Here is a 26,602-nt window from a genome sequence, read left to right on the forward strand (position 1 = left end):
GTCAGCCCCCATTCTGGCTGCTGGCTCCCCGCCCGATGCTCGGGACGCTGGCCATGCAAGCTTTCGCTCGGCGACGGTGCCCAGCCTGAGCACGCAACGCTCAACCGGTGTAGCGTGTCCGATCCAGCTTCCAGCGCACTTGGAATGTCAGCGCCGCGGCCATCAGCACCGCCGGGACCACGGTGAAGCCGATCAACAGGGCGGTGTGGGCGGACTCCGGCTGCGTCACGGTCTGCCCCTCGGTGGTGGCGATGAAGCCGCCTAGGGCGAGCACGGCCGAGTACACGTACGGGCCGATTGCGGTGCCGGTGGCTTCGGTGGCAGTCCAGACACCGGTGTAGGCGCCAGCCCGGACGGTACCACGCTGCTCGGCGGCCGCGACCGCATCCGGGACCATCGAGAACGCGAACAGCTGCAGCCCGGCGAACGCGATGCCCAGGACGCCGACCACCGCGACAGCCGGCCCGGTGCCGTAGCCGAGCAGCGGCGCCAGCGAACCGGCCACGAAGACCGCCTGGCAGATCAGCAGGCCACGCTGCTTGCCGATGCGCCGGGACACCTGCATCCACACCGGACCGGCGACGACCGCTGGGCCGAGGAACGCCCCCATTAACAGGGCGGTTAGCCCAGAGTTCTCGAAGACGTACTTGGTGTAGAACGGCAGCGCTGCGAGGAACAGGTGAGTAGTGGTGCCGGTGAACAGGTAGGACAGCACCAGCGCGCGGAAGTCGGGATCCCGCCAGGCGACCGCGATGTCACCGATGGTCGAGTGGGCCGCCTGCTGGTCGGGCATCCGAAAACCGGCGTGGGCAGTGAGACGCCGTACCCCGGTCAGTGCGACCAGCCCGGAGATCACCATGACGCCGGAGAGCAGCAGGGCCATCCAGCCGTAGTCGCCGCGCCGTCCCGACTCCACCAGCGCCGGTGCGGCCACACCGGCACCAAGCAACCCGAGGGTGAGGAAAAGCATCCGGAACATGAACACCCGGGTGCGCTCGTGGTACCCGACTCGAAGATCGGACGGGGTGGTCAGGTAGGGCACCTGGAAACACGCGAAGAACAGGTTGCCGGCGATGAACCAGCCGCCCACCCAGAGCGCCGCCGATGCGCCGGAGAAACCGGCGGGCACCGAGAACATCGCCACCATGGCCACCGGAAGCAACAGACCGACCCGCAGCATGCCGAGCCGGTGTCCGCTGCTGCGCGCTTCCCGGTCGGATCGGCTGCCCAGCATCGGATGCACGATGATGTCGATGATCTTCGGCAGCAGCAGGGTGAGACCGGCCAGGAACGGCGAGACACCGAGCGTATTGGTGAGGAAATAGAGCAACAGCAGGCCGGGAACGGTCACCCAGACGCCCATCCCGACCGAACCGGTGGCGTACGCGATCAGGTCACCTGCCCTGCTCCGCACCTCGCCCGCCGCCCCGCGCAGCGCCGTCATCGGGTCGCCTCGTGCCGTGCGACCACACCCGCAGCCAGCTCGGCGCCCTGGAACGCGCCGGAGCGGACCCGGCCGGCGAGGATGCGCGCCACGATCCGATCGGTCAGCGCGGGCAGGTGACGGGCCAGGAAGAACTCGACCGCGCCCCGCCGGGTGGTGGGTAGATCACGGCGAGGACGACGACTGAGCGCGGCGCGCAGCACGGTCCGGACCACCCCGTCCAGCGGCTCGTATTGGCTCATGCCCTCCAGCGAGAGCCCGGCCGCGGCCGTCGAGTCGTGGATCGGGCTTCGTACCGCCGACGGGTACACGCAGGTGACGCCGACATGGGTGCCGAGCTCCAGACGCAGCGCGTCCGCGTACGCGACCAGGGCGCGCTTGGAGGCACCGTACGCAGCGGCCAGCGGCAACTGCATGACGGCCATCCGCGAGCTGAGCATGACGATCCGGCCACCAGAGGCGACCAGCGCGTCCACACATGCGGCGGTGACCCGCCAGGTGCCCAGCAGGTTGATGTCGAGCTGGCGGCGTACTTCCGCGCCCGGCGCCAGTTCGGCCGGGGCGGGCCCACCGATCCCGGCGTTGTTGATCAGCAGGTCGAGCCCACCGAGCTGGTCAATTGCTTCGCGTACCACCTCCGGCACCGCGTCGTCGTCGGTGATGTCGCAGGCCAGGACCCGGACCGGGTCATCGGCACGGGGGGCCAGGTCCAACCCGACGACCTCGGCCCCGAGTTCGTCCAGCCGGGCACAGATGGCCCGGCCGAACGTGCCGGAGGCACCGGTGACGAGGACACGCAATCCGCGGGGGTCTCGGGCGCTCAAACCACACTCTCCTCGGCGGTGAAGGTGCGTCCGCCCCGGGCGAGGCGATTCCGACCAGCCGCGATCTCCCTGGGCAGGTCGGCGACGTACCGGTCGAAATCGATACGCATGTGCGGCCGCGCGTTCGTGCCCCACCGCGCGATGGCGGCGCGCAAGGCTCGCTGCACGGCGTGCTGCTGTTCGTCGATGCCGGGCAGGGCATAGCCGCCGGAGAGATACGCGGCGACCAGTTTGGCCTGGACCTCCACGACCGGCAGAGCGGCACCGGTGGACTGCATCAGGCCGACGAATGCCAGGCTGGGGTCGTCGAGATGGAAGACCCGCTGGTACAGCGGCAGCTGCTGGGGGTCGGGGCCCAGCCATTGAGGGGACAGGAACGGGATACTCACCCGGTACCCGGTGGCCCAGACGATCACGTCGACCGGGTCGGCGCTGCCGTCGGTGAACATCACCCCTTCCCCGTCCAGCCGTTCGATGCCGGGACGTGGGGTCACCTCGCCGTGGGTGAGCCGGTGCAGGATCGTGTCGCTGATCGTCGGATGGTTCTGGAACAGGCCACCGGCCGGGGCGGGTAAGCCGTACCTCTGTGGGGTCCCGACGGCGAGCCGCAACAGGGTCTCGGCGATGCGCTGCCGCAGCCGCCACGGCAGGGCGGCGAGGCCGCCGCCGGTCGCGTCGGCCGGGCGGCCGAACAGGTACTTGGGAACGATGTGGACGCCGCGCCGGGCGGAGAGCAGGACCGGCCCCCGAGCGACGTGCGAGGCGTCCACCGCGATGTCCATGGCCGAGTTGCCCATGCCGACGATCAGCACCCGCCGATCCCGGAAGACGTCCGGAGTGCGGTAGTCGTGGGCGTGCATCTGGGTGCCGTGGAACGTGCCCGGATAAGCCGGATCCGGATAGCGCGGATGCCAGTTGTGGCCGTTCGCGACCACCACGGCGTCGTACCGCTCGGTGTCACCGGACTCGGTCGTCACCGCCCAGAGCCGGTCACGCTCGACGCGGGTGACCGTGCTCCCGAACCGGATGTGCGGAATGAGCCCGAACGACTGCGCATAGTCGGCCAGGTAACTGGCGACGCGACTGGCCGACGGATAGTCGGGCCAGTCCGCGGGCATCGGAAAATCCGCGAACTCGGTGCGGCGTTTGCTGGTGTTCAAGTGCAGGGAGGCGTACGCCGGAGACAGGCCGCTGCTGTTGTCCCTGACCCACAGGCCACCGGGCCGGTCACCCTTCTCGTACGCCACCACCGCACAGCCGGCGTCGAGCAGCGCCTTCACCGTGGCGAGACCGGCTGCTCCCGCACCGATCACCGCCACCCGACTCGAAGAAACGGCCATGGTGCTCCTCGACGGTTGTAGCTTCCGCCAAACCGTAGGGCCTGGCACGGGGGCGAATACATGGCGTGGACTACGCAGTTTCGGGTTCTTGTTGTAGCGCACCACAACGGCGGGGAGCATGACAGGATGACGCATCCGGACGGCTGGACGACGGTGGTGAACCTGATCGAACGCGTCGTGGGCGATGACGAACTGCTGCCGTCGGTGGTCGCCGGAGTCCGTACCACCGTGCGGGAGGTCTCCGCACTGCCCACCTCCGACATCGCCGGGCACACCCGCGCTCTGCTGGTGGCCGCAACCCGCGCACTGGTCGCACGGCGCGGCCCCACCGAAGCTGAGCTGTCGTTCGTCGCGGACCTCGGTGTCACCCGTGCCCGGCAGGGCGTGCCGATCGAATCGGTGCTGGGCGCGATCCACTTCGCCGAGCGCGCGATCTGGGCCCGGGCCCGGGAACTCGCCCGGGACCAAGGCGTCAGCGCCGAGCAACTGCTGGACGTCCGGGACCTTTACGACGACTGGGCCGAGGCCGTCCGGGCCCGGCTGATCAGCGCGCATCGGGCTACCGGAGCCAGCACGGATCCGCTTCCCGGGCGCCGGGACACGGCACTGCTGCGGCGGCTGCTCCAGGGTGGTTCGGCGGCCACGCTGGCAGCCGCCGAGGCCGGCCTTCCGGTCACCGACGGGCTGTGGGTGCTCGTCGCCCGGCCCGGGGAGACCGCCGCCGGCATCGAGCGAGCGGTGCGCGAGCACCCGCCGGTGCTGTGCGCAACCGTGGACGACCTGATGGTCGGAGTTCTGTCCCGGGCTCCGTCCGCCCGCCTGAAGGGGACCGGGGCCGTGGCAGGGCTCGCCGGTCCGGCCGAACCGGAGAAACTCGCGCCGGTGCAGCGGCTCGCCACCGCGGCCCTGACCGCCGCCGAGTCCACCGGCCGCACCGGACTGATCCACATTGCCGATGTGGCCTGGCTGGCGGCGTTGACCGAGCGGGCAGACCTGGCAACGGTGCTGCTCGACCGGTACGCGCCCGCTTGGGCGACACTCGGACCGACTGCCGAATCGGTGGCGCACGCCGTGCTCGCCTGGCTGGAGAGCGACCGCGATGTCGACCTCGCCGGGGCGAGACTTTTCGTGCACCCCAACACGGTTCGCAATCGGGTCCGGCGCTTCGCCGCCGTCACCGGCATCGACCCGGCGGGCACCTTCGGTGCCATGACCGCCTGGTGGCTTTGCCGAACCTGGCTGCACGACGCGACCTGATATCGCACCGTGCGGCGCGTTGTCCAAGCAATTACTCCACTGTGGAATGACACGTTGCCAACACAGGATCATCCAGGGTCATTGCGTAGTTGGGTAGCCGCTGGTCAACACCCCCGCGGCGGCCTCACCCCAGATCCGCTGCCGCATCACAGGTGAGGCCGCGGCAAACCGCTCACGGACTCGGTCCAGGAGCGGACCGGAATGCCACCGGACAAGCCGCTCCAGACGCAACGCATGCTCCAGTTCGGGCAGCAACGCCCGCACCGTCGCGGCACTGCATGCCGGCAACAACGCGGCGGCCTCGTCATCACCGAACTGGGCACGGACCTTCCCGATCAGCGCATCGGCGACCCCCGGCGCGCGTCGACGGCGAAGAGCCCGATAGATCCGCCGCCGCTCCATCGCTGGCCGATCGGTGAACTCACCGATCGGAAGACCAGCGCGCAACGCCGCAGTGAGCGCGGCACCCCTGATCGACGGCTGAGGATCACGCGTCGCCGCGACGATGCCATCGCTGTCCCCAGCCACCATCGCCGCGACCAACGCGAGATGACGCTCGTAGGGACCCTGCTCGCGCAAGTCGGCACACACCTGCACCCGATCAGACGCAACCCGCGCCCACAGCGCCAGGCGGTTCATCCGTGCGCGGTACGGCAACGGGTCAAGCGACGCCAGCAGGCTATGGGTAGCGGTGAGCACGGCGCTCATTCTGCCCGCCACCACACCCACGTGGAGATCGAATATCGCCTCGATCCGCGGCAACCGGCCGTGGTCGGCGAGGACCGAGCCCCACCAGCCACGCGACGGTCTAAAAGCCGGTCGACACCACGACACCGATCAGGCAGGCGCAGGGGTTCCGGTACGGATGGTCGCCGACGAGGCAGCACCACTCGTCTTGGCTCACCAGGTCACCGGTCGTGATGCAGATTCTCTGGGCGGCGGCGTCGGGATCGATGTCGTAGATCCAGGTCTGTTGGGTGATGCCCCCGGCGGCGAGAGGCCGGCCGTCCGGGGATATCCACCGAGTAGACCGCGCCGTGGGGGTGGTGATCGTGGCGATCCGCTCGGGTCTGCTCGGATCGCCACGATCACCACAGCCACACGATGGAGTCGGTGCCGGCGGCAGCGAGGGTCCTCCGTCCGGGAAAGGGGGCAGGTAGACATAGTTGGTCGGTCCAGTGATCGGCTCCCCTATGGGACGTGCTGGCTCGTCACCTACTATCCGCCACAGACGGACCGGACCTGAACATATAGACCTGGTCGAGGTGTGACCTCTACGGTCTTCGGGCTGGTGAACAGGCGCGGGATGCGTCGGAGGCCGCGCGGTGCGTACAGTTCCGGGTCGGACTTGGGGTGCGCCGGATAGATCCGGCGCAGGGAACGGGACGAGACAGCGACAGCATGACGGCGGACAAAACTACGGAAACCGGTCAATACCGCATTGAACCGGCCCGGCTGGAGACCTGTCTCAGCGTCTTCGAAGCGTTGGAGGACCTACCTCCCGATCACCCCGACGTGGTGCGGGTGCAGCGGGCCACCGCGAAGCTCTACAAAATGATCAAGCAGCGGCGACGTGAGGAACGGCGGGATGCCATCGCGGCGGCCGACCGCGCGGTGACGGCGGCCACCGCCACCGCCGCCCCGGGCCGGATCGACGACGAGACCCAGGGCAACCCGCTCGCCTCCCCCACCGTAGGTGCCACGGCCGGCGTCCTGCACAAACCGCGCGGCTGCTACATCTGCAAGCAGCGCTACCGCGAGGTGGACGCCTTCTACCATCAGCTCTGCCCGCCCTGCGCCGCACTGAACCGGGAGCGCCGCGACGCCCGCACCGACCTGACCGGCCGACGCGCGCTGCTCACCGGCGGCCGCGCGAAGATCGGCATGTACATCGCGCTGCGGCTGCTGCGCGACGGCGCGCACACCACGGTGACCACGCGGTTTCCCCACGACGCGGTCCGCCGATTCGCCGCTATGCCCGACTGCGGGGAGTGGCTCCACCGCCTGCGGATCGTCGGGATCGACCTGCGCGATCCCGCCCAGGTAATCGCCCTCGCTGACTCGGTAAGCGGCCAGGGACCACTCGACATCCTGATCAACAACGCGGCGCAGACCGTCCGCCGCACGCCTGCGGCGTACGCACAACTCGTCGCCGCGGAGGCGGCGGCCCTGCCGGACGGCCCACTGCCGGAAATGATCACATTCGCCAAACCGGCCGGCCGGGGCGACCCGGCGGGCAGCCTGACAGCCCCACTGAACTCGCCCACCATCACCCCGCACGCGCTCACCGCGCTGGCGCTGACCAGCGGCTCCGCCTCACCGGCACGGATCGCAACAGCCAGCGCCATCGACGCCGGCGGTCTGGTCCCGGACCTCGACCCGGTCAACAGCTGGGTGCAGCGGGTGCACGAAGTGGACCCGGTCGAACTGCTCGAAGTGCAGCTGTGCAACGTGACCGCGCCGTTCGTACTGATCAGCCGACTGCGACCGGCGATGGCCGCAGCGACCGCCCGCCGCAAGTACGTGGTGAACGTGTCGGCGATGGAGGGCCAGTTCGCCCGCGGCTACAAAGGGCCAGGGCACCCGCACACCAACATGGCCAAGGCCGCGTTGAACATGCTGACCCGCACCAGCGCCCAGGAGATGCTTGCCGACGGCATCCTCATGACCAGCGTCGACACCGGCTGGATCACCGATGAGCGGCCACACCCGACGAAGATGCGGCTGGCGGATGCCGGCTTCCACGCCCCGCTGGACCTCGTCGACGGCGCGGCCCGGGTCTACGACCCGATCATCCGCGGCGAACAGGGCGAAGACCTGCACGGCTGCTTCCTCAAGGACTACACACCCTGCGCCTGGTAATCGGTGCTGCCCTGCCGAAAACCCCATCCACGCAACGACCGAAACACTGGCCACGAGGACCCGACGACACCGATGGTCAAGCCATGGGAGTTCGTGTCGGAGGGGCGACGTCGACCACGAATCCATGATCGCCGTTCGTGGCGAACTGCAACTCAGGTCTAGATAACCGCGTCAGCCGATTGGTGGCGCCGCTGTCCCGACTCATCTTCGAGGATCGACACGACGCGGCAGCGACCCGGTCGGCGCATTTTCGGCACCATCGCGCTCGTCCGTGCCTAGCTGGGCCGGGCGGGGACGTTCTCGGGCGGCGGGGTGGTTCGCTTGGACGGACCCGAAAGTCTGTTGCCGGCGACTATGAGTTCCGGGACGCTGGGGGCATGACGTTCTGAGGGAGCACCTTCGTCGCCGCCACGCCTTCGCGATCGGTGGCCGTCCATCCCCCCTTTGGCGAGAAGCGAGCGTCCTTGTCCGTTAAGCCTTTCCGGCAGGAGTCCCTGCCGGCACCTACTCCTGCCACCGTTACCGTCTTCGCCTCCCCGGCCAGCTGGGTCGAGTCCGACGCCGTCGACCAGTGCCACCAGGTAGCCACCCTCGACGGCATGGTCCATGTCGCCGGCATGCCGGACCTGCACCCCGGCAAGGGTGCCCCTATCGGCGCCGCCATGACCTCGACGGTGCTTTACCCGCACCTGATCGGCTCGGACATCGGCTGCGGCATCGCCGTCTTCCCGATCGCGCTGAAGCGGGTCGTGCCGGAGCGGCTCGCCGCCCGCTTTCCCGACCTGGACCGCCCGCTCGACCCGATTCGGGACGCCGACGACCCGGCCTGGTCCGTGCTGGACGGTGACGTCCCCGCCGGCCATTTCGACGGTCTCGGTACCGTCGGGCGGGGCAACCACTTCGTCGAGCTGGCCCGCGTCGGCGAGATCCTCGACCCGGGCCACGCCGCGCGGCTCCAACTCGCCACCGGAGACACCGTTCTCGTCGCGCACAGCGGGTCGCGCGGCCTCGGCGAACGGATCCTGCGTGAGCACACTGAGCTGCGAGGCACCGGTCCCGCCGACGACCCGGCCGGGTACCTGGCCCGACACGACGACGCTGTGCGCTGGGGTTCGCTCAACCGGCGGCTGCTGGCCGCCCGGACCGCGATCGCGCTGGGCGCCAAGCCGACAGCACCGATCGTCGACCAGTGCCACAACCTGGTCGAGGTACGCGACGGGCACTACCTGCACCGCAAGGGCGCGGCCCCGGGCGACAGCCGAGACGTGCTCGTCGCCGGCACCCGCGGCACCCCGTCATACCTGGTGGCCGCACACGCGGGCGCGCAGGCCAACCACTCGGTGGCACACGGGGCGGGCCGCAAGATGTCCCGGGCCGACGCGCTGCGCCGGGGCCGGGCCAAGCACACGGTCGACGAGCTGCGCCGCACCCCGGTGGGTTCGCTGGTGGTCTGCGGCGATCGGCAGCTGCTGTTCGAGGAGGCCCCGACCGCGTACAAGCGAATCGAGCAGGTCATCGCCGACCTGGTCGGCCACGGGCTGGCAACCCCGGTGGCGACCACGGTCCCACTGGTCACCTACAAGACGCCGGACGTGGGGGCCGCGGCCCGCAGCGACCGGCGACCCGAGCGCCGGCGGCGGGGGCGGCGGTGACCCCGCACCTGCTGCTGTCGGCGGGCCGGGGCCCGCAGGAGTGCGCATGGGCGCTGGCTCGGCTGCTGCGCCGACTGGACGCCGACGCCAACCGGCACGATGTGGGCGTGGTACGGCTGGAAAGCGTCGCCGGCGACCGGCCCGGCACCTACCGGTCAGTTCTGATCCGGCTCACCGGTGCGGGTGCGGAGACGTTCGCCGCCGCCTGGACCGGGACGTTGTGCTGGCAGGCGCCCAGCCCCTACCGTGCCGGCCACGGCCGGAAAAACTGGTACGTCGCCTCCCGGCGCTGCGAGGTCGACGCCGCGGTCAATCCGTTCACCGAGGCCGACGTGAAGGTGGTGGCCGTACGCACCGGCGGGCCCGGCGGCCAGCACCGCAACAAGGCCAGCACCGCAGTGCGGGCCACCCACCGCCCGACCGGCACCGTCGTGGTGGTCGACACCGAGCGGCAGTTCGGCCTCAACCGAAGCATCGCGCTGCGGCTACTGCGGCAACGGCTCACGGCCGGTGACGAGGCGGCCGGGCGGGCAGTCGTTGCCGCCCGATGGCGCGTCCACGACGAGCTGGTCCGCGGCGATCCCGTGCGCATCGAACGCCCCTGACCGCCCTTCGCGTCCCCGCCCACGGGTCGACACACAGAGGCGTCCTGAGCCTCTCCCGACTTGAGGCAACGCGCGTCGCTCTCACTGTCATCGCCACCACCCTCCGTAACCCGCTCCAGGAACACACCCCCCCCCCCGTTACCTTTTTGATCGTCCCCAGCCGGGGAGCCCAGCCCGGTATGACTTAAGACCAACAGCAGCACTGACCGCCAGGCCGGGCCGCGCTGAGACGGCACCCACCTGCGGACGTCCGCGTCCCCGACGCGGTGAAGGTCAGCCGATGACGGACCGGTCGAGGTGGTAGTGGTGCCACCAGTCCGGGCGGTAGGTGCGGATGACACCGTCGGTGCGGGTCAGGACAAGGTAGTTGCCGTCCTGCACTAACGCCGCGTCCTCGTCACGCCCAGCGAGAACCCTTCCGACCGCCGCCACCATGTTGGGGATCCCCTTCTCGGCGATGTCGTCGGCCCGCATGGAGAAGGTGACGGACACATACGCCGCAGGTTCCCATTCCCACCGGTCCTCGCCGTCGGCTTCGGCTTTCCAGTAGCCGTTCGCCAGCGATACCCTCCACACTCGACACGGATCAACCACCCCCCTGCCGAGAACCGACTCCGAACCCAGCAAAACCACTCCCGGCGATTCACCGCCATCGAACTACAGGCCTTCTTGCGCGCCGCCTGCTGCCGTGAAGGCGTTCAACCAGGCAGCCTCAGCAGCCGCACCCCAATGTCGTACGCGCGCTCGCCGTGCGGGGCTGCGGACTGAACCAGTCCGCAGCCACTTGGGACCGCCGCAGCAGTAGCGGGGCCTCGCCGTCCTCGATCAATGGCGCCGGCGGCGGTGAAGAATAGACATATGCCTACCCGGAAGCCATCAGCGGAGATCGGCGCCATCGGGGTCACCCGCACCAAACTCTACGTTCAGGAGACCCTGGGCTGGATCTTCCGCGATCAACTGGACGAGGACTACGGCATCGACGCCCACGTTGAGGTCGTCGACGGCCGCGACGTGCGGGGCCGGCTGCTCGCCCTGCAGATCAAGAGCGGCGGCAGCTGGTTCCGCGAAAAGGCGACCGACGGATGGTGGTACCGGCCAGACCCCGACCACGTCCGCTACTGGACGAACCACGCACTGCCGGTCGTCGTGGTCCTCTACAACCCGGCCACCGCCGTCTGCCATTGGCAACTGGTCTCCGAGGCGACGTTGCAGCGGACTACGTCCGATGGATGGAAGATTCGCGTGCCCGAGGCGAACGTGCTCGACGAGACCGCCATCCCTGCATGGCGCACGGCCGCTGACGGCAGCCCGTACGAGCTACGTCTGCGGGAGCTGCGGCTGGCCCGTCCGTGGATGGAGATGCTGGCGCAGGGCACCCGGCTCGTTCTCGACTTCGAGGAGTGGATCAACAAGTCCTCCGGCCGGGGCATGGTCTCGGTGGGAGTTGATCGTGAAGACGGGAGCGGTATCCAGGAACTCGTCAGCTGGCAGTTCCTCTTCGGGCCGGTCAATTACGGCGAAGCGGTGCCTCAGCTGTTCGCGTGGGCTGACCTCGACGTGCACGCGGAGACGTACGACGACGCCGAATACGACCAGAACCTGGAGGAGCGCTCGGTCTGGGATGAGAGCGATCAAGTCTTCGCCGAGCCGTTCAGCGAGGGGCGACCCAGCCGCGAGATGGCGAGAATCCGGCCGTACCGTAACGGAGCTGGTGAAGTCGACTTTTATCGCCTGGAGATGACCCTCAACGAACTGGGCAGAGCGTTTCTGGTCGTCGACGAGTTCGCCACGAACGGCCGTCGCCAGCTGACACCGTAAGAGAGTGCTCGCGGCGAGCTGCGACTCACGCCCGGGTGACCCGGCCGTCGGCGTCGGCGAGCAGGTCGAACAGCACGTAGTGGGCTCGGGCACTCGCGCGCCAAGCGCAGGGGCGCGCGACCGGCGGTGACGCGCCGCTGCCAGCAGGGCGAAGTTGGTGCGGCCTCGCTCCCAGACAATCAGCTCACCGTCCAGCACCACCCGGACGGGATCGCTGGTGGGCCGACGGCCATACGTCGGGCAGCGGTCAAACCGCGTGTCGGCGAACGACGAAGACGTCGGCCTCCGAGATTCGTCCAGCGAGGCGACCGGCCTCGTGGATCTGGTCGTCCGTCATCATCGGGACGATCTTGTGTGCCTCATGGATGCCGTCGCCATTGCCTGCGCTGAGCATGGCGAGGTACCAACGCAGCGCCTGGACGAGGTCGACGGGACCACCGAAGCCGTCGCGGTACCAGCAGGCTGCCGCGAACATGCAACCCTGGTGCCCGATCTCGGCGCCCCGGACGTACCACCGCAACGCTTCGTCATCGATGTCAAGCTTGCTGAGGTGGTTCGCGAGATGCGGGTATGCCTCATGCACTCCGGTTCTCGCTGCCCGCCGGAGCCACCGCACAGCCTCGTGGTGATCGCTTTCCTTGACGCCGAGGTTGTAGGCCGCGTAACCGTCACCGGCCTGCGCCGCCGCCCGATACAGCGCCATCGCCCGGGTCGTGTCGCCCAACCCGTCGGCGCCGCCGTCAAGCAGAAACGCCAGCGAGCGCTGCGCCTCCGGGTCACCGTCGGCGGCGGCAGCCTCCAGCAGCTCAGCACCGGCGACCTGCTCGTCGAGGTGAAACGCAAGAATGACGCCGAGCATGGTCCGGGCACGGCTCTGATCCGCCGACAGCTCACGCAGACGCGGCACGAGCAACTCCAGTTGCCGCTGCGCTCGCGGGTCCCCCTCCTTCACCGCGCGCAGGAACCACTGCGCAGCCAGGACCGGGTCATTCCGCTGACCGGCGTACAGCGTCCCGAGGTCGAACGAGACCTGACCTGCGTCGGTCACCGCGGCCGCCAGCAGTAGCCGTTCCGCTTCGACGAAGTCTGCCGTGACACCCTGCCCGGTGGCGTACATGATGCCGGCCATACGAAGGCCCCCGGAATCGCCGAGATCCGCCGCGCGGCGGTACCAGTTCAACCCGACCGCGTACCGTCGCGCGTTCGCGTGGATCGCCCCGAGGTTGTATGCGGCCTCCGCGCAGCCCAGATCGGCGGCACGCTCGTACAGCGACAGCTTCCTGGCCGTGTCCACCGGCCCGCCGAGCCCTTCTCCAGCAAGCTGAGCTGACAGCAACAGCGCGTCAGGGTCGTCGCCAGCCAACTCCAACAGCTCCCGAGCCGCCGCGTACTCCCGCCGCTCAACAGCCAACAACCCCTGCTCGTACGCCGTCAAAGCCACGATCGGCAGTGTAGGGGCCACCGGACGACGCCTTGAACGCATCCGACCCTCCGGAACCGAATGCACGCATGGTCGACGCCTTCGCCATGGCGGTGACGGCGGGCAACGACGCGCGGGTCCTTGATGCAGGATGTGGCACCGGCCGGACGAGTCAGTACCTCACCGAACGCGGTTGTTCGGTGGAGGGTGTCGACCTGTCTCCGGGCATGGTCGCCATGGCCCGACGCCACCACCCTGGCCTGGTGTTCACTGTGGGCTCATTGACCGAGCTGCCGTACCCGGACGGCCAGTTCGCCAGCGTGATGCTGTGGTACTCGATCATCCACACGCCTCCCGCCTGCCAAGCGCGCATATTCGCAGAGGCCGCCCGGGTTTTCCGCCCGGCCGGTCATCTGCTCGTCGGATTCCAGTCCGGCAAGGCACGCGCGACGTGTCCCGGGCGTACCGCCAGTTCGGCCATGAGATCGAGCTTGAGCGCCATCTCTGCACGGCGGATGACGTCGTTTTCCAGATCGAGGCTGTCGGCCTGCGGGAAGTGTGCCGTCTTCTGCGGCGTGCGGAGGCCAAGGAGCGAGACGATCAGGCGATCCTGCTGGCCAGGGTCCAATGAGCTGCGGCGATCAATGTGCTGATCAGAAGGGGGGTACGTCCTCGCCCATCAACGCCAGCACGACGCCGCCCTTCCCGCTCTTGAGGCTCTGGACCACGACCTTGCCGGTGCTGCCGTCGGGCAGCTCCAACGTAAAGGTCTTCCCGACCGCATTCTTGGGGCCATTGCCGGCGCTGTTGGCGGGTCGGAAGTCACCTGCCCACGGCGGGGTCCCACCCTTGCGGGCGGGCTCGGCGAAGAGCGCGGCGGTGCCGGGGGTCCTGGTGCCGTCCGAGGAGACAAGCACTGAGGCGCTGCGATAGGTAGCCATATACGCCAAGGCTATCCCGGACCGCGCTCATTCGCGCCACGACAATTGAGCCGTGGCGCGAACGGCCACGGGAAGCGCCGGACGGACTACGACATTAGGTGAAGGTGATGGCGGCAGGCGATGATGCCTGTGCGCGCGGCGATGGCGTGTGAGGGAGGTGGCGGGGTGGACGACTGGCTGCCGGATGCCCAGGTGCTCGCCATGCTGGACCTGGAGCCGCAGGGCTGGATGCTGGCCCGGGCGGTGCACGACGGTCGCCTGATCGTTGACTTCGAACTGGTCTACATCAACGACGCGGGTTGCGGCTTGGTCGGACGGCCGCGCGTCGAGTTGGTCGGCCGCCGCTACCGGCACCTGTGGCCGGAGACCGTGCACGACGGGACGCTTCCGTTCTACCGGTCGGTCGTGGAGACGGGGAACCCGGCCCTACGCACGGTTTACTACGAGCGGCAGTCCATCACCGGACATTTCGAGTTCCGGGTGGGTCCGTACCGCGACGGGATCATGGTGCGGTGCGTGGACCTGCGCCAGGTGACGGTGTCTCCGCAGTCGGCCGGCGCGGTACGGCTGTACGACATGCTCGACACCGCGTTCGACGGGTTCACGGTGCTGCGTCCGGTGCGGGATGTCAGTGCAGAGATCGTGGACTTCGTCTGTGAATACGTCAACCAGGTCGGGGCCAAGATGACCGGCCGCAGCGTCGAGGACGTGATTGGTCACCGGCTCAGCGAGATCGCTGCCCACAGCTGGGACAGCGGGCTGTTCGATCGCTACCGCTCGGTGGCCGAGACCGGTGAGCCGTGGCGGCAGGAGCTCATCTATCCCGAGATCAGCCAGGTGTGGGAGATCAAGGTGGGGCGTACCAGCGGCGGTCATGTCGCGGTGTCGTTCCGGGAGATCACTGAGCAGATCGACAAACAGCGACAGCTGGCCGCCAGCGTGGCCCGCGCCGAACAGGCCGCCGCCCGCGCCCGCAGCCTGGAAAGCGTGACCGCGGCGTTGGTGGCGGCGAGTACGACAGCGCAGGTGTACACCGCTCTCGGATCGGTGCTGCGGCCCTCGGCCGGCGGGCAGTCCCTGGCGTTGCTTCTGCGCCAGGAACGGTCCCTGCGCCTTGCCTACCACGCCGGGTACGAACCGGAGGTCGTCGCGCGGCTGCATGACCTGCCGATCGAGCATCCCTACCCGGCGGCGGCCGTCGCCCACACCGGACAGCCCCGTTACCTGACCTCACTGGCGCAGTTCCACACCGCTCAGCCCGACCCGGAGACAGCCGTCCCGCCCGGGTCCCGCCAGGCGTGGGCTTTTCTCCCGCTGACCGTGGCCGGCGAGGTGCTGGGGGCGCTCGTCGTCGGCTATCGGGAACCACGCGACTTCGATCCCGACACCAGATCGACGCTGACGGCACTGGCGGGGCTGGGCGCCCAGGCCCTTCAGCGGGCGATGCTGTACGAAACCAGCGTGTCGATCGCTTCGGAGTTGCAGCACGCGCTGCTGCCGGCGACGCTGCCGCAGACGACGGGGCTGCGGCACGCCGCCCGGTACCTGCCGTGGACACGCGGCGCCGAGGTGGGCGGCGACTGGTACGACATCATTCCCATAAGTGACGGCGTCGTCGCCGTCGTGATCGGGGATGTCGCCGGCCATAACACCGCGGCCGCGGCGACAATGGGTCAGGTCCGTGACGCGCTGCGCGCGTACGCCATCGCCGGGCAGCGGCCGTCCGTGGTCATGAACAACGTCAACCACCTCATCCGCGCGCTGCGGCTGAACACCATGGCCACCTGCTGCTACCTGCAACTGGACGTCGCCGAAGGTGCCGTCACCGGAGTGCTTGCCGGACATCCGGCCCCGATCCTGCGCGACGCACACACCACCGGCCTGGTCCGCCTCGCCACGCACCCTGCCCTGGGTGTCTCGGACTCGGTTGTCTACCGCGAGAGCCGCTTCGACCTCCCGCCCGCCGCCACCGTGGTGCTGTACACCGACGGACTCGTCGAGGACCGCAGCCATCCCCTCGACCGGGGCCTGGAGGAGTTGTGCGCGGCAGTGCACAGCGCACCCCGCCTCGACCCGGCCGAGATCCTGGACCACATTCTGGCCCGCGACGTCGGTCCGCGGCCGCAGCGCGACGACATCGCCCTGCTCTGCCTCACCCGGGACCCGGTCGAGCGCTGACGAGGCGATCCAGGCAGGACCAGCTGAAGATCGTTCGAGTCTGCTTGGTTCCGAGGAGCAAGACCAACCCGGGCTGGGGACACACCGGCGACGGGCGGAAGGAGCCAACCATGACAGTCGAAACCTTCACCGAACGCATGACCATCACCTCGGTGACCCCCGCCATCGACCCCGCGGCTACGGATGGAACCCACCGGCTCGCGCCGCACGCTGCTGGACGGCGCCTGGTGGCCCCGCTCCAACGACCCGCCGCCGAACTGCCCGGCCTGGTCCTGGCCATCGACGAGCTCCGCGGACCAGTCACCCGACTGGTCCTGGCAGCCGAAAGCTGGGACAGCCACCCCCGCCGCCTCGGCGTGCACGGCCGCGTCCTGCGTCTGGGCTACTTCACCAGCCAACCCGTCAGCCTACTGACCGCGATCTGCGGCAACGACCGCGTCGACCTACTCGTCGTCCCGGCCAACACCGCCAGCGGCACCGCCGACGCCGCCATGATCCTGGCCGCCACCACCAACAACCTCGTCCACGCCCAACACATTCTCCTCGCCGTCAGCACCCCAACGCCCCACCCGGTCCACGGCGTCGCCCGTGACGCATGGGAGGCCGAAGGCCGTCGCCGGGGTCCGATCCCCGCGCCGGTAGGGCAGCGTCCACCAGCCTGCCAAGGCACTCATGGGCTGCCGCAGCACTGGCTCCAGCCCGACGTCGTCTAAAGGACGTCTCGTAACTCGGTGAAGGCGTTGCCTGGCAACGGTGCTGGTGTCAGCCGAGCAGGATGATGTTGTGGAGGTGGGCGATGCCGGAAGCGGTGTCGGTCAATGTGTGGGCGGCGCGGCGGTAGTCACGGAGGATCTTGAATGTCTTCATCCGGGCCAGGGCGTGTTCGACCTGCGCTCGGACGGTGCGGTGCTGCTTGTTCAGGTCCTTCTTCCAGACGGGTAGCTCGCTGCCGTCGGTGGGTTTGCGGTAGGGAATGATCACGTCGGGGTTGCCGCGGTAGGCGCCGTCGGCCATGACCGGCCTACCTGCGAGCTTGGCGTCGATGCCGGAGGTGCGGTAGACGATGGTGTCGTTGCGGTTGCCGGGCTGCGGGTCGCCCAGGGCCACGACGAGACGGGTGTGGGCGTCGATGGCGACCTGCAGGTTCGTCGAGTAGCGGTAGTTCTTGCTCGGTGCGGCGAGGCGGTGGTCGCGGGTCGGGACGAGGGTGCCGTCGACGATGGCGATCTGGTCAACTCGACGTCGGCGTACCGGAGCCAACGCGAGCAGCGGGCCGAGGGTGTCGATGACCCTGTGCGCGGCGGAGTGCGACACCCCGAACAGCGGACCGATCTGCCGCATCGTCAGGTTCGTCCGCCAGTACACGGCCACCAGCAGCACCCGATCAGCCAGATCGAGCGACCACTGCCGCCCCGGCCGACCATCAGCGATCGCGTCACCGCCCCGCTCAGCGACCAACTTGACCAGCCGGCGGAACTGGACGGGCTGCAGCCCGGTGAACGGGAAGATCCACTCCGGGCGGGCTGCCGAGATCACCTGCACCCCGACATGATCCACCATGGACGACCGACCGAGTTACGAGACGTCCCTTAGGATGCCCTGGGCCACCTAACAACAGCATGACAGTGGCGGTTCGGGCGGCGTTACGTGCCGATCCGTAGAACCGACGGCATGTCGACCACCGAACTCCTCCGGCGGGAATGGGCCGCGTTCCGCCGCCCGGACCGCCTGACCGCCCTGGCCGCCGCAGCCCTCACGGTCATCGCGCTGGGCCTGTTGTACGCCTTCGGCAACCAGTCGTCCTGCCCCGGGCCGTGCCCGGCGGCTCCCGTGGCCAGCGACGGCGCTACGGTCAACGACCAGTTCTGGTTCCTGCATCGCGACCTGGGCCGGGAGGGCAGCATCACGGTCCGGCTGACCGCGATGACCGGGACGATCACCTACCCTCCGCCGAACCATGACCAGATCGTGTCCGGGCTGGTGCCGTGGGCGAAGGCTGGGATCATCGTCAAGGACGGCGTGCGGCAGGGCTCCCAGTACGCGGCGCTGATGATGACCGGCGGCCACGGCGTGCGGTTCCAGTACGACTACAGACACGACATCGCCGGAACCACAGTCGTCTCGGAGCAGTCCCCGCGCTGGCTGCGCCTGACCCGCTCGGGCGACACCATCACGGGCTCCGAGTCGGCCGACGGCAAGCAATGGCACACCGTCGCAACGGCGAAGCTCGACGGGCTGCCGGACACCGTGCAGGTCGGTCTCTTCGCTACCTCCCCCGGCGACCTCACGCTCCGGAAGGTCGGCCTCGGCGGTGCGGTCGAGGAGGTCCGGTTCACTCAGGCCGTCGGCGTCTTCGACAACGTCGCCGTGGAAGGCACCACCGGTGGGTGGGCCAGCGACCCGGTCGGCGAAATGAACCACACCGACTGGGAGAAGCACCACAACGCGTCGGGAGCCGTCGAGAAAAACGGCGTCATCACAGTCAGCGGCACCGGCGACATCGGGCCGCTCGGCGAGGAGAGCGCGCGTAGCGTCGAGAAGGCCCTACCCGGCCTGACGGTCGCGCTGGTCATCGTGCTCATCGTCGCGGTCCGCTACGGCGTTCGCACAGTTCGCCAGGCATCCTCCCGGCGGGTGATCGCCACCCGGTCGGCTGTCGTCGGAGCGGCCACCTTCGTCACCGGTCTGGTCGCCGTCGGCATCGTCCTGCCGCTGTCCATCGCGATGCTGAAAGGCAACAGCATCCCGATGCAACCGATACCGATACTGACCGGAACTCGGGTGATCGTCGGCGTTCCGGCGGTGCTCGCCCTCTGCGCCGTCCTCACGTACGGGCTCGCCGTGTGGCTACGCCGCGGCTCGGCGGCGATCCTCATCGGGCTGTCGCTGGTCGCCCTGCCCTACGCCGTCACGGCGTTCCCACTACTACCCGACACGGTCTCCGAGTGGCTGCTGCGGCTCACCCCGGCCGCCGGCTTCGCCGTCAAACAGACAATGGAGGAGTATCCGCAGGTCACCGCGCATTACTCGCCGTCGACCGGGTACTTCCCACTTCCCTGGTGGGCCGGACTCGCCGTGCTCTGCGCGTACACCGTGATCGTGATGCGAATGGCCGTCGGCCGCAAGCAGGCTGCGGACAGCGACTGGCGATAGCAGGCGGTGCGGGGGCAACACCCCCGCACCGCCTGCGACTACCCGAGGACGACGCCGTCGGCGTCGGCGACGTGCTTCGAATTGAGCGGGGAAGAAACCACCAGCGACTGATCCGTGTGCGACCACCCAATTGGCTTGGCGGCACAAAGGTTGCAGGGCTCAGCAACCCGTTTTGGAAGAGGCGCGATTTGGAGCCGAGCCGAGCCGACGCACGCTCATGCCGCGCTGAGGGCTCGCAGGTACAGCGAATCTCGTCGGCTTCGGTGAAGGTGGGCATGACGGGCGTCGCCTGTCGGTAGACGTACTGATCGCAGTCGAGCTACAGATGAAGGGTGGCCAGTCGCCGTACCGTCCCCACGGTGAGGTGGAGAGCGGGAGTCGTCACCAGGACGCCACCGGCCCCGTCCTGTCCGGAGTGCATCTCGATCACGACGTTGACGCCCGCCTGGAGTGCCAGCATCTGCCGGGCGCGCGCAAGCCCTTCGGCGTGAGGCTCGATGACATCGAGCAACTCCGTGAGAAGGAGTTCAGTGTCGTAATCATCCCGCTGCGGCACGTCGACGTACCAGCCGCTCGACCTGTGAATGCGCTGGCCCACGGCTTCGCCGCGCCGGTGGACCCGCGTGGGTTCCAGCCCGACCAGCCGCGTTACGTGTGCCGGATCGAAGTCCAACCCATCAGCATCCGCCGCCGGCGCCACCTTCAGGTAGGCGCGTCGAACACACCTGATCACTGCAGGTCCGGCTGCACCCTGGTCTTCGTCGCTGTCCACGATCTGAAGATCGTAGGACTTCTGGCATGCCTCGAAGATCTTGGCGTTGCTCATTCCGGCAGCGCCGATTAGGACATCCGCTATGCCGCCGATGGTGCGCGCGGAGGGCGGCTCAGTCGAACCAGTTGAACAGCAGGTCACCGAGCCGGCTCGGCTGGTGGTAGGCGACATCCCGGCGTTCGTCTTCGGTCAGAAGATGCAGGTGCCGCTCGTGGAGCGGCTGGTTCAGCTCTGCCCTGGTGGCGACCCGCAGCCCTGTGCGGCGGTAGATGTCCCCGCCGGGGACGTCAACGAACACCAGGTTGATCATGTGGGGGTCTTGCTGTTCGGCTGCGGCGACCAGGAAGACCGCAGCGTTGAACAGGATGCTCAACGGCTTGGCATCACGCAGTCGCACACCGACCCGGTAGTGGTTTCGGCCGACCGTCGGTTCCTCGACCGACGTCGTGACCACACCGTGCAGTGCCCTGGCGCTGTCGTACACCATGGCCAGCCAGGCGGCACCGGCCGCCGGATCCAGGTGCGGCCGGGTCACTCCCGCCTGCAGCAGATGGATGATCTCCACGCACAGATCATCCGATATTCGGCACGTTGTCGGGCAACCTGTCGGAGCACGCTCGTACCGATGGGACTGCGCCAGCCTCCACCCCTGCCGCACCGACAGCTGCGCTGCTGTACTGGCTGCTGTCCTGCCGGGAAGGTCAGCGGTCGGGCTGTCACGCCTGGCGTTTCGGGGCACGGATGGCGGCCTCCAACCGCAGGCCGGTCCCGACGAGGACGAGCAGCCAGGCCAGCGTAAATGGACGGTCGGTGGTTGTGCCGAGAGTCAACAGGGCGATGAGCAGTCCGACCACGATAGCGGCGGTACCGACGTTCCGGAGGGTGATGGTGGTCAACACGCGGCTGAGTTTGCCAGGGCACGTGGCCGTGCAGTCATCCGGACGCACTGATCTAGCCGCAGACCGAGTGTCGTTACGAGCGGACGAGATCGTAGGCCCGCGCCAGGTCGTCACCCCACGACATGGCGTGGTCACGCTCGAACGCCCGATACAGTCGGTCGCGGACCGTCTCGCTGCGCAGCCAGGCGACCAGCGTGGCCGGCCTCCTGTCCGCGAAGTTGAGTCCGTTCACAGTGTCGGCCAGGTGGCGGTCTGCCGCCGAGTTGTGTGTGACGTCCCAGATACCGAGGAATCGCGTGACGCTTTCACCGCCGGCGACGACCGCGTCGAGGAAGGTGGTCGGGTCGAGGAACGACCCGACCTGCGACGGGTACGTCGCCAGCAATGACCGCCACACCGCATCCAGGTAGCCGTCAATTGCGTCCTGCTCGGCTCCGGGCCAGCTGCGCCACTGCCCGCGACGCAGCTTGCCCAAAATGATCGCTGGGTCGAGTTCCGTGGAGGTGGCCAAGCGCCCCAGCAGCAAGGGCAGCAGACTCTTCAGGCCGTCACAGCTGCCGACCGTATTGCCGAGGCTGATGGCCAAAGAGAACAAGTCATGACCGTCGACCGGCACCTGCCCCCGGCAATGCGGGCAGCCATCGAGCACCGCACTGTCCGGGTACCGAACGAACGCATCCCGGAGTCGTGCTACCGCCACAATCAGATCGCCGTCCACCGGCCGATCCTCGCAGCCCGCACCGGCTCAACATCGGCGACCTCGGCGAGGAACACGGCCACCGCCTCTTGCGCGGGGACCACGCTTGATCAGATGCACGCACATGCCGCCCCCCGCGCGGTTGGTGCTCCAGCCGGATGGCAGGGTTCTTGCATGTCGGAGGAGAAGATCGGTTGGCTAAGTCGGGAGCTGGCGGTGCCGGGGGTGGCGCTGGCCGTGTACGACTCAGGCGGGCCCGGGCAAGTCATCCTCTTTCTGCATGGGCTTGGTGGATACGCGTTGGAGTGCTCTGCCGTCGCTTCGCGCCTGGGCAACGAGTACCGGGTGGTGAGCCTTGACCAGCGTGGTCATGGATCGAGCACCACGCGTCCGGATGACCTCAGCAGGGCGGCGTTCGTCAGCGACGCCGTGGCCGTGATCGAGAACGTAGATGTGGGTCCGGTCATGGTGGTCGGCCAGTCCTTCGGAGCCCACACGGCCCTCCTGCTGGCAGCAAGTCGCCCAGAGCTGGTGTCGGCGCTCATCCTCGTCGAGGGCGGCGTGGGCGGCGGCGGGCAGGAGGCAACCAACGAGGTCATCGACTGGTTCGCATCGTGGCCGACCCCGTTTGCCGACACAACGGCCGCCGCCACGTACTTCGGCGGGGGAGGGCAGGTGAAGCCTGGGCGGCAGGACTCGCGCCATCCGCCACGGGACTGGTGCCCCGCTTCGAGCTCGAGGTCCTCCAAGAGGCGATCCATGCAGTCAACGCCGAAGCGCGGTGGGCCGATTGGGCGGCCATCAGCACGCCAACCCTGCTCGTCAAGGGCCAGCGAGGTTTCCTGGAGCAGGCCGAAGCGGACGAGATGCTGGCAACCAACCCGATGGCCGCCATGATCGTCATCGACGGGGCCGGCCACGACGTTCACTTGGACTCTTCCGAACAGCTTGCCGTCGCGATCTCAACATTCGTCGGCGAAATCGAAGCCCGCACCGCTTGATCGACCGCCGTCCGCAGCAGCACCCGTGCGTTTACCGGATTTGCCGCGAGCCGCGCGCTACGCAGCGTCAGCCGAGCCGGCCAGGTGCCGTCCGGACGTGCCGGTGAGCGGGTGCTGGACAGGGGCCGGGAGGCTGAGTGGCCAGGTGATCAGGCGTGCGCAGATGAATCGAACACCCAATGGCTGGTCTGAAAGATGCGCCCGGCGAAGGTCGTCTCCTCTTGACCGATGAGGGAAAACCCGGCCGAGCGGCAGATGGCGTTCGATGCGGCGTTCGTCGTGCTCGGGAACGCGTGGATCAGCCCCCAACGCCCATTCGCGCGGGCCAGGTCGAGAACGTGGCGGACGGCTTCGCCCGCCAAGCCTCTGCCCTGGAATTCTGGCAGGACCATCCAACCGATCTCGGAGATGCCCTCATGGGGGTACAGCGTCACCGTCCCCGCCACCTGCGCGGAGTCACCGGCAACAATCATTTTGATCCAGGCGCTGTCGTTGCGGACCGTCTCGAGGTCACGCCTGAGCTGACCGGCAATGCGCTCGCGCGGCTGCGGGCCGCCGAGCTCCGACATCATGACCGGATCGCAGCGCATGCGGACATAGGCATCGAGGTCGGCTGGCTTCACGTCGCGCAGAAGCATCTCGGGAGCCTACCCAGTCCCGCAGCAACTGACCGCGTTGCAGAAGCAGTCGCACATCTGGCACCGATCGTGCGGCCCCTGAAGCTGTCACGCCATCACGGAGGTTTCCAGGTCGCGGCGGGTAAGCGCGGCACGGAGCTGCAGCGCCTCGGTCGCCAGATTCTGACGGCCGCCCTGCTCGCGGTCGATGGCGCAGACGACCGTCTTCACCTGGGCGCCGATGGAGCGCAGTTGCCCGCACGATGCCAGTAGAGCGCCTCCGGTGGTCACAACGTCCTCGATCAGTACGACACTACGGCCGTTGACGGGACCGCCCTCGGCGACCTTGTTGGTGCCGTACTCCTTGGCGTGTTTTCGCACGAAGACGGTGGGCAGTCCGGTCAGCTGTTACATCACCGTGGCAAGGGGGATGCCGCCCATCTCCATCCCCGCCAGCACGTCGCACTCCGGCAGCAGGGCCACCATCGCTTCGGCGACCTCACGCAACAGGTCCGGCTGCCCCTCGAACAGGTACTTGTCGAAGTACTCCCCCGCTGATCTGCCCGGATCGCAGACGGAACCGTCCGGTCAAGTGGCAGGTGTCATAGACGCGGCGCGCGAGCGGGAAGTCACTCGACCAGCCTCGCATCCCGCCTGGATCAAGCAATCGTGCCCCTCGACAGCAACCCGCAGATCGTCCTGCAAGGACGACGCCCTGAACCGTCGACGTCCGGAAATGCCGCCGAGGCGCGCGGGTCTTGATGCTCGGGCTATCCGCCAGCGGAGTCCCAGACGTGCTCGAACCCGTCCCGTGCGACGACGAACGGGCTCCAGTCTTCTTCAGGATCATCCAGGCTCGCCTGCCCGAGGCCGCCGTACCGGTCTGCCTCATGTCCAGGCCCGTACCGGAGGACTGGGCCGTGGTCGTACACCTGGACCTGCCGAACCGGCCAACCGTCGTCATCCACCTCGAAGTACCAGACCGAGTGCCCCCAAGCGTCGAACTCGTCGCCGCGCGATTCGTCCCAGCGACGACGGTAGAAGCGGCCACCCATGGCCGTAAGCGTAGATCCACTCGTGCGCGGATCTGCCGCGAGCCGCTCGCTACGCAGCGTCCCGCCGGCCTGGGTTCCGTCCGGATGTGCGCTGATGAGCGGGCGTACCGAAGCAGCGCTCAGCGGAGAACGAGCGGCGGGTGTCGTGCTCCCGGAAGTGCCGGCTCTCGCTGCGTCATGGGTTCGCGGCCGACGCGGGTGCGGAGGGCACTGTGGTAGCGCCGCCGAGGTGACGGTGCAGGAAGGCCGCGGCCGTGTCGGCGGCCTGACTGACGTACGGCTCCACGTCGTAGAGGTCGATGTGCTGCTTGGCGTCGAGCCAGCAGATCTCCTTCGGTCCTGTCGCGTCGGTGTGGAGCGCCTCGGCGAGTTCCGGTGCGCAGTAGGCATCGCTCCGGCTGTGTACGACCAGCAGCGGGGTGGCGGCGAGCAGCCGCGCCGCGCTCAGGGCGTCGAACGTCATGAGCGCGTGTAGGGAGCCGTAGGTGACCCGGTTCTCCCAGTGTGCGGCCGTGGATCGTCGGGTGCCGTAGTAGTCGAACGGCTCGTCGCCACCCATCGCTGCCGTACCGCCGTCGGGGGCGACCGCCGGCAGTTCGTCGTCGTAGCGCTCGATGAAAGAGGTGAGCGCACGGCGGTAGCCGTCGGCGTCGCTCGCGCTGAAGCGGACCGGGCTGTTGTAGGCACCCGCGATGCCCACGACCGCGCGGATCCTTGGATCGGCGGCAGCCGCGCGAACCGCGTAGCCGCCGCCGAGGCAGATGCCGACCGCGGCCACGCGGGTGGGGTCCACAGCCGGGTGTGCGGTAAGCACGCCTACCGCCGCACGCAGGTCGGCCAGCTTGCCCTGGCTGTCCTCGTGCGCGCGGCGCCCGTCGCTCTCGCCGAATCCGCGGTGGTCGAAGGCAAGTGTGGTCAGGCCGCGCTCGTGGAGCCGGGCGGCATAGGTGCCGACGACCTGCTCCTTGACGCCGGTGAACGGCCCGGTCAGCACCACGGCGGGCGCACCATCGGCGGCCACGGCGAGGTTTCCGACCAGCGTGATGCCGTCGGCGTGGAACGTGACGCGCTCGGTGCTCACGCCGCCACCGCCTCTGTGCTCGCCGCCGTGCCGACGCTGCCGGTCGCCTCGTCGGCCAGCTCCGCAGCGACCGCGTCGGCACCGAGGCCGATCATCCAGGTGAGTGGTGCGCCGGGCAGGAACCGGGTCATCACGGCGGTCAGCTCCGCACGTTGCCCGTCGGTCAGCGTCGGTGCACCGGCCGCGAGGCGTTGGACCGTCGCGCGGTACATCATGAGGTACCGCCGCTGATCGGCCAGCATGCCGACGTCGCCCGGCGCGCCGTGACCCGGATACAGCGTCGCCCCCTCCAAGTCGCCGGTAAGTGTGTCCAGCGCCGCGAGCCATTGACCGATATGCCCGTCCGCGGTGTACGGGTGGGTGCCGTGGAAGGCCAGGTCGCCGATGAACGCCCGGTCGTCGAATGTGAGGTAGGAGTCGGCATGGCTCTCCGCTGCGCCGACGGCACGCAATGCGAAGCGCAGGCCGCCCAGTTCCACCACGTCCCCAGTGGATAGCCGCCGGTCCGGGACCCGGTGCCGGTCGGGCCACTCGTCGCCGTAGACCGGTTGCCACTGCGCCCGTTTCGCGTCGGCGATCTGCGCGATCGTGTCGGCCACATCAGCCGCCGCGTACACCGGCACTTCGTCGCAGGCGAGCACCGGCAGGCCGTTGAAGTGGTCCGGGTGCGCGTGCGTCACGAACACGCCCAGCAGCGGTTTGTGCAGCGCGGCGATACGGGCGGCAAGGGCACGGACGTCGGACAGCAGCAGGTTCGCGTCAACAAGCACGACACCCTCGGTCGTCTCGACCAGGTAGCTGTTGACGAACAGACCCGCTTTGGCGGCGGTGTACGTGTGGATGCGGTACTCGGACGTGCGGTCGGACATGTCGGCGGTGTTCCCTTCGGCGTCTACTGTTGGCTCGACGCTAGGTCGCACGGCGCTCGTCGGACAGAAGGCACTTTGCGGTGCCCTTCGACGAGTTCGGGCGGCGCTGTCCAATCC

At 68.7% G+C, this 26,602-nt stretch carries 24 protein-coding genes and 4 pseudogenes; 10 read left to right on the plus strand and 18 right to left on the minus strand.

Going from position 1 to position 26,602, the window contains the following annotated elements; genetic code table 11:
* Positions 1–100: 100 nt before the first annotated feature.
* The 3 genes from KBX50_RS12180 to KBX50_RS12190 are packed head-to-tail and all read right to left on the minus strand — an operon-like array spanning position 101 to position 3,608.
* A complete protein-coding gene (locus KBX50_RS12180; RefSeq protein WP_210937140.1) occupies positions 101–1,444 on the minus strand; it encodes an MFS transporter in 1,344 nt (447 codons plus the stop codon).
* The gene (locus KBX50_RS12185; protein WP_247673554.1) at positions 1,441–2,268 is read right to left on the minus strand and encodes an SDR family oxidoreductase; all 828 of its coding nucleotides are present in this window, start codon (positions 2,266–2,268) and stop codon (positions 1,441–1,443) included. The genes KBX50_RS12180 and KBX50_RS12185 overlap by 4 nt, the downstream gene beginning before the upstream one ends.
* Positions 2,265–3,608 (minus strand): NAD(P)/FAD-dependent oxidoreductase, encoded by a 1,344-nt coding sequence (locus tag KBX50_RS12190; protein ID WP_210937141.1) that lies wholly within the window; start codon positions 3,606–3,608, stop codon positions 2,265–2,267. Before KBX50_RS12190 ends, KBX50_RS12185 begins: the two co-directional genes overlap by 4 nt.
* A gap of 126 nt (positions 3,609–3,734) precedes the next feature.
* On the opposite strand from KBX50_RS12190, the gene KBX50_RS12195 reads away from it, so the two are divergent.
* Complete coding sequence (locus tag KBX50_RS12195) at positions 3,735–4,865, plus strand: helix-turn-helix domain-containing protein (protein ID WP_210937142.1); 1,131 nt, start codon at positions 3,735–3,737, stop codon at positions 4,863–4,865.
* 78 nt (positions 4,866–4,943) lie between these two features.
* Here KBX50_RS12195 and KBX50_RS12200 read toward each other — a convergent pair whose 3' ends face one another.
* On the minus strand, positions 4,944–5,573 hold the full coding sequence (locus KBX50_RS12200; protein WP_210937143.1) for a hypothetical protein: 630 nt from the start codon (positions 5,571–5,573) through the stop codon (positions 4,944–4,946).
* 693 nt (positions 5,574–6,266) lie between these two features.
* Here KBX50_RS12200 and KBX50_RS12205 point away from each other — a divergent pair.
* From KBX50_RS12205 to prfH, 3 genes are all read left to right on the plus strand, one after another.
* On the plus strand, positions 6,267–7,727 hold the full coding sequence (locus tag KBX50_RS12205) for an SDR family oxidoreductase (protein WP_210937144.1): 1,461 nt from the start codon (positions 6,267–6,269) through the stop codon (positions 7,725–7,727).
* 464 nt (positions 7,728–8,191) lie between these two features.
* Positions 8,192–9,379 (plus strand): RNA ligase RtcB family protein, encoded by a 1,188-nt coding sequence (locus KBX50_RS12210; RefSeq protein ID WP_210937145.1) that lies wholly within the window; start codon positions 8,192–8,194, stop codon positions 9,377–9,379.
* A complete protein-coding gene (gene prfH / locus KBX50_RS12215) occupies positions 9,376–9,984 on the plus strand; it encodes a peptide chain release factor H (RefSeq protein WP_210937146.1) in 609 nt (202 codons plus the stop codon). The genes KBX50_RS12210 and prfH overlap by 4 nt, the downstream gene beginning before the upstream one ends.
* A gap of 273 nt (positions 9,985–10,257) precedes the next feature.
* Here prfH and KBX50_RS32765 read toward each other — a convergent pair whose 3' ends face one another.
* Positions 10,258–10,617, minus strand: coding sequence for a SitI3 family protein (locus KBX50_RS32765; protein ID WP_307870925.1), 360 nt, complete (start codon positions 10,615–10,617; stop codon positions 10,258–10,260).
* Positions 10,618–10,812: 195 nt separating this feature from the next.
* Between KBX50_RS32765 and KBX50_RS12225 the strand changes: the two genes are divergently transcribed.
* Entirely contained in the window at positions 10,813–11,802 is a 990-nt protein-coding gene (locus KBX50_RS12225) for a DUF4365 domain-containing protein (protein WP_210937148.1), read from the plus strand.
* Between the two features lie 247 nt (positions 11,803–12,049).
* Here the strand turns inward: KBX50_RS12225 and KBX50_RS12230 are convergent, their stop codons facing one another.
* On the minus strand, positions 12,050–13,243 hold the full coding sequence (locus tag KBX50_RS12230) for a tetratricopeptide repeat protein (RefSeq protein WP_210937149.1): 1,194 nt from the start codon (positions 13,241–13,243) through the stop codon (positions 12,050–12,052).
* 86 nt (positions 13,244–13,329) lie between these two features.
* On the opposite strand from KBX50_RS12230, the pseudogene KBX50_RS32770 reads away from it, so the two are divergent.
* Positions 13,330–13,584: pseudogene (locus tag KBX50_RS32770) on the plus strand (class I SAM-dependent methyltransferase); the annotation flags it as partial.
* 47 nt (positions 13,585–13,631) lie between these two features.
* Here KBX50_RS32770 and KBX50_RS32775 read toward each other — a convergent pair.
* Positions 13,632–13,850 (minus strand): hypothetical protein, encoded by a 219-nt coding sequence (locus KBX50_RS32775; protein ID WP_247673596.1) that lies wholly within the window; start codon positions 13,848–13,850, stop codon positions 13,632–13,634.
* Positions 13,851–13,875: 25 nt separating this feature from the next.
* Positions 13,876–14,163, minus strand: coding sequence for a hypothetical protein (locus tag KBX50_RS12240; RefSeq protein WP_247673556.1), 288 nt, complete (start codon positions 14,161–14,163; stop codon positions 13,876–13,878).
* A gap of 165 nt (positions 14,164–14,328) precedes the next feature.
* On the opposite strand from KBX50_RS12240, the gene KBX50_RS12245 reads away from it, so the two are divergent.
* Both KBX50_RS12245 and KBX50_RS12250 read left to right on the plus strand, forming a co-directional pair.
* Positions 14,329–16,341, plus strand: coding sequence for a SpoIIE family protein phosphatase (locus KBX50_RS12245; protein ID WP_210937150.1), 2,013 nt, complete (start codon positions 14,329–14,331; stop codon positions 16,339–16,341).
* A gap of 183 nt (positions 16,342–16,524) precedes the next feature.
* A pseudogene (locus KBX50_RS12250) lies at positions 16,525–17,054 on the plus strand (DUF5994 family protein).
* Positions 17,055–17,103: 49 nt separating this feature from the next.
* Here the strand turns inward: KBX50_RS12250 and KBX50_RS12255 are convergent.
* A complete protein-coding gene (locus tag KBX50_RS12255) occupies positions 17,104–17,883 on the minus strand; it encodes a transposase family protein (protein ID WP_210935105.1) in 780 nt (259 codons plus the stop codon).
* Between the two features lie 129 nt (positions 17,884–18,012).
* On the opposite strand from KBX50_RS12255, the gene KBX50_RS12260 reads away from it, so the two are divergent.
* Complete coding sequence (locus KBX50_RS12260) at positions 18,013–19,494, plus strand: hypothetical protein (RefSeq protein ID WP_210937152.1); 1,482 nt, start codon at positions 18,013–18,015, stop codon at positions 19,492–19,494.
* Positions 19,495–19,813: 319 nt separating this feature from the next.
* On the opposite strand, the gene KBX50_RS12265 is transcribed toward KBX50_RS12260, so the two are convergent.
* From KBX50_RS12265 to KBX50_RS12280, 4 genes are all read right to left on the minus strand, one after another.
* Positions 19,814–20,320: a DUF4279 domain-containing protein gene (locus tag KBX50_RS12265; RefSeq protein WP_210937153.1), complete on the minus strand. Its 507-nt coding sequence runs from the start codon at positions 20,318–20,320 to the stop codon at positions 19,814–19,816.
* 58 nt (positions 20,321–20,378) lie between these two features.
* Positions 20,379–20,831, minus strand: coding sequence for a hypothetical protein (locus KBX50_RS12270; protein ID WP_307870926.1), 453 nt, complete (start codon positions 20,829–20,831; stop codon positions 20,379–20,381).
* Positions 20,832–20,982: 151 nt separating this feature from the next.
* The gene (locus tag KBX50_RS12275; protein WP_210937154.1) at positions 20,983–21,165 is read right to left on the minus strand and encodes a hypothetical protein; all 183 of its coding nucleotides are present in this window, start codon (positions 21,163–21,165) and stop codon (positions 20,983–20,985) included.
* 73 nt (positions 21,166–21,238) lie between these two features.
* The gene (locus KBX50_RS12280) at positions 21,239–21,883 is read right to left on the minus strand and encodes a hypothetical protein (RefSeq protein ID WP_210937155.1); all 645 of its coding nucleotides are present in this window, start codon (positions 21,881–21,883) and stop codon (positions 21,239–21,241) included.
* 153 nt (positions 21,884–22,036) lie between these two features.
* Between KBX50_RS12280 and KBX50_RS12285 the strand changes: the two are divergent.
* A pseudogene (locus KBX50_RS12285) lies at positions 22,037–22,863 on the plus strand (alpha/beta fold hydrolase).
* Between the two features lie 149 nt (positions 22,864–23,012).
* Here KBX50_RS12285 and KBX50_RS12290 read toward each other — a convergent pair.
* The 5 genes and pseudogenes from KBX50_RS12290 to KBX50_RS32780 all read right to left on the minus strand — a co-directional run bounded on the left by KBX50_RS12290 (position 23,013) and on the right by KBX50_RS32780 (position 26,599).
* A complete protein-coding gene (locus tag KBX50_RS12290) occupies positions 23,013–23,501 on the minus strand; it encodes a GNAT family N-acetyltransferase (RefSeq protein ID WP_210937157.1) in 489 nt (162 codons plus the stop codon).
* A gap of 87 nt (positions 23,502–23,588) precedes the next feature.
* Positions 23,589–24,129, minus strand: a pseudogene (pyrE, locus tag KBX50_RS12295) (orotate phosphoribosyltransferase).
* A gap of 121 nt (positions 24,130–24,250) precedes the next feature.
* The gene (locus tag KBX50_RS12300; RefSeq protein ID WP_210937158.1) at positions 24,251–24,535 is read right to left on the minus strand and encodes a hypothetical protein; all 285 of its coding nucleotides are present in this window, start codon (positions 24,533–24,535) and stop codon (positions 24,251–24,253) included.
* A gap of 175 nt (positions 24,536–24,710) precedes the next feature.
* Positions 24,711–25,616, minus strand: a complete 906-nt coding sequence (locus tag KBX50_RS12305) for an alpha/beta hydrolase (protein ID WP_307870927.1) — start codon at positions 25,614–25,616, stop codon at positions 24,711–24,713.
* Positions 25,613–26,599 (minus strand): MBL fold metallo-hydrolase, encoded by a 987-nt coding sequence (locus tag KBX50_RS32780; protein ID WP_247673557.1) that lies wholly within the window; start codon positions 26,597–26,599, stop codon positions 25,613–25,615. The genes KBX50_RS12305 and KBX50_RS32780 overlap by 4 nt, the downstream gene beginning before the upstream one ends.
* Positions 26,600–26,602: the final 3 nt, after the last annotated feature.

Source organism: Micromonospora sp. C51, from assembly GCF_018070435.1.
In the GTDB taxonomy this organism is placed as follows: Bacteria; Actinomycetota; Actinomycetes; order Mycobacteriales; family Micromonosporaceae; genus Micromonospora; species Micromonospora sediminimaris.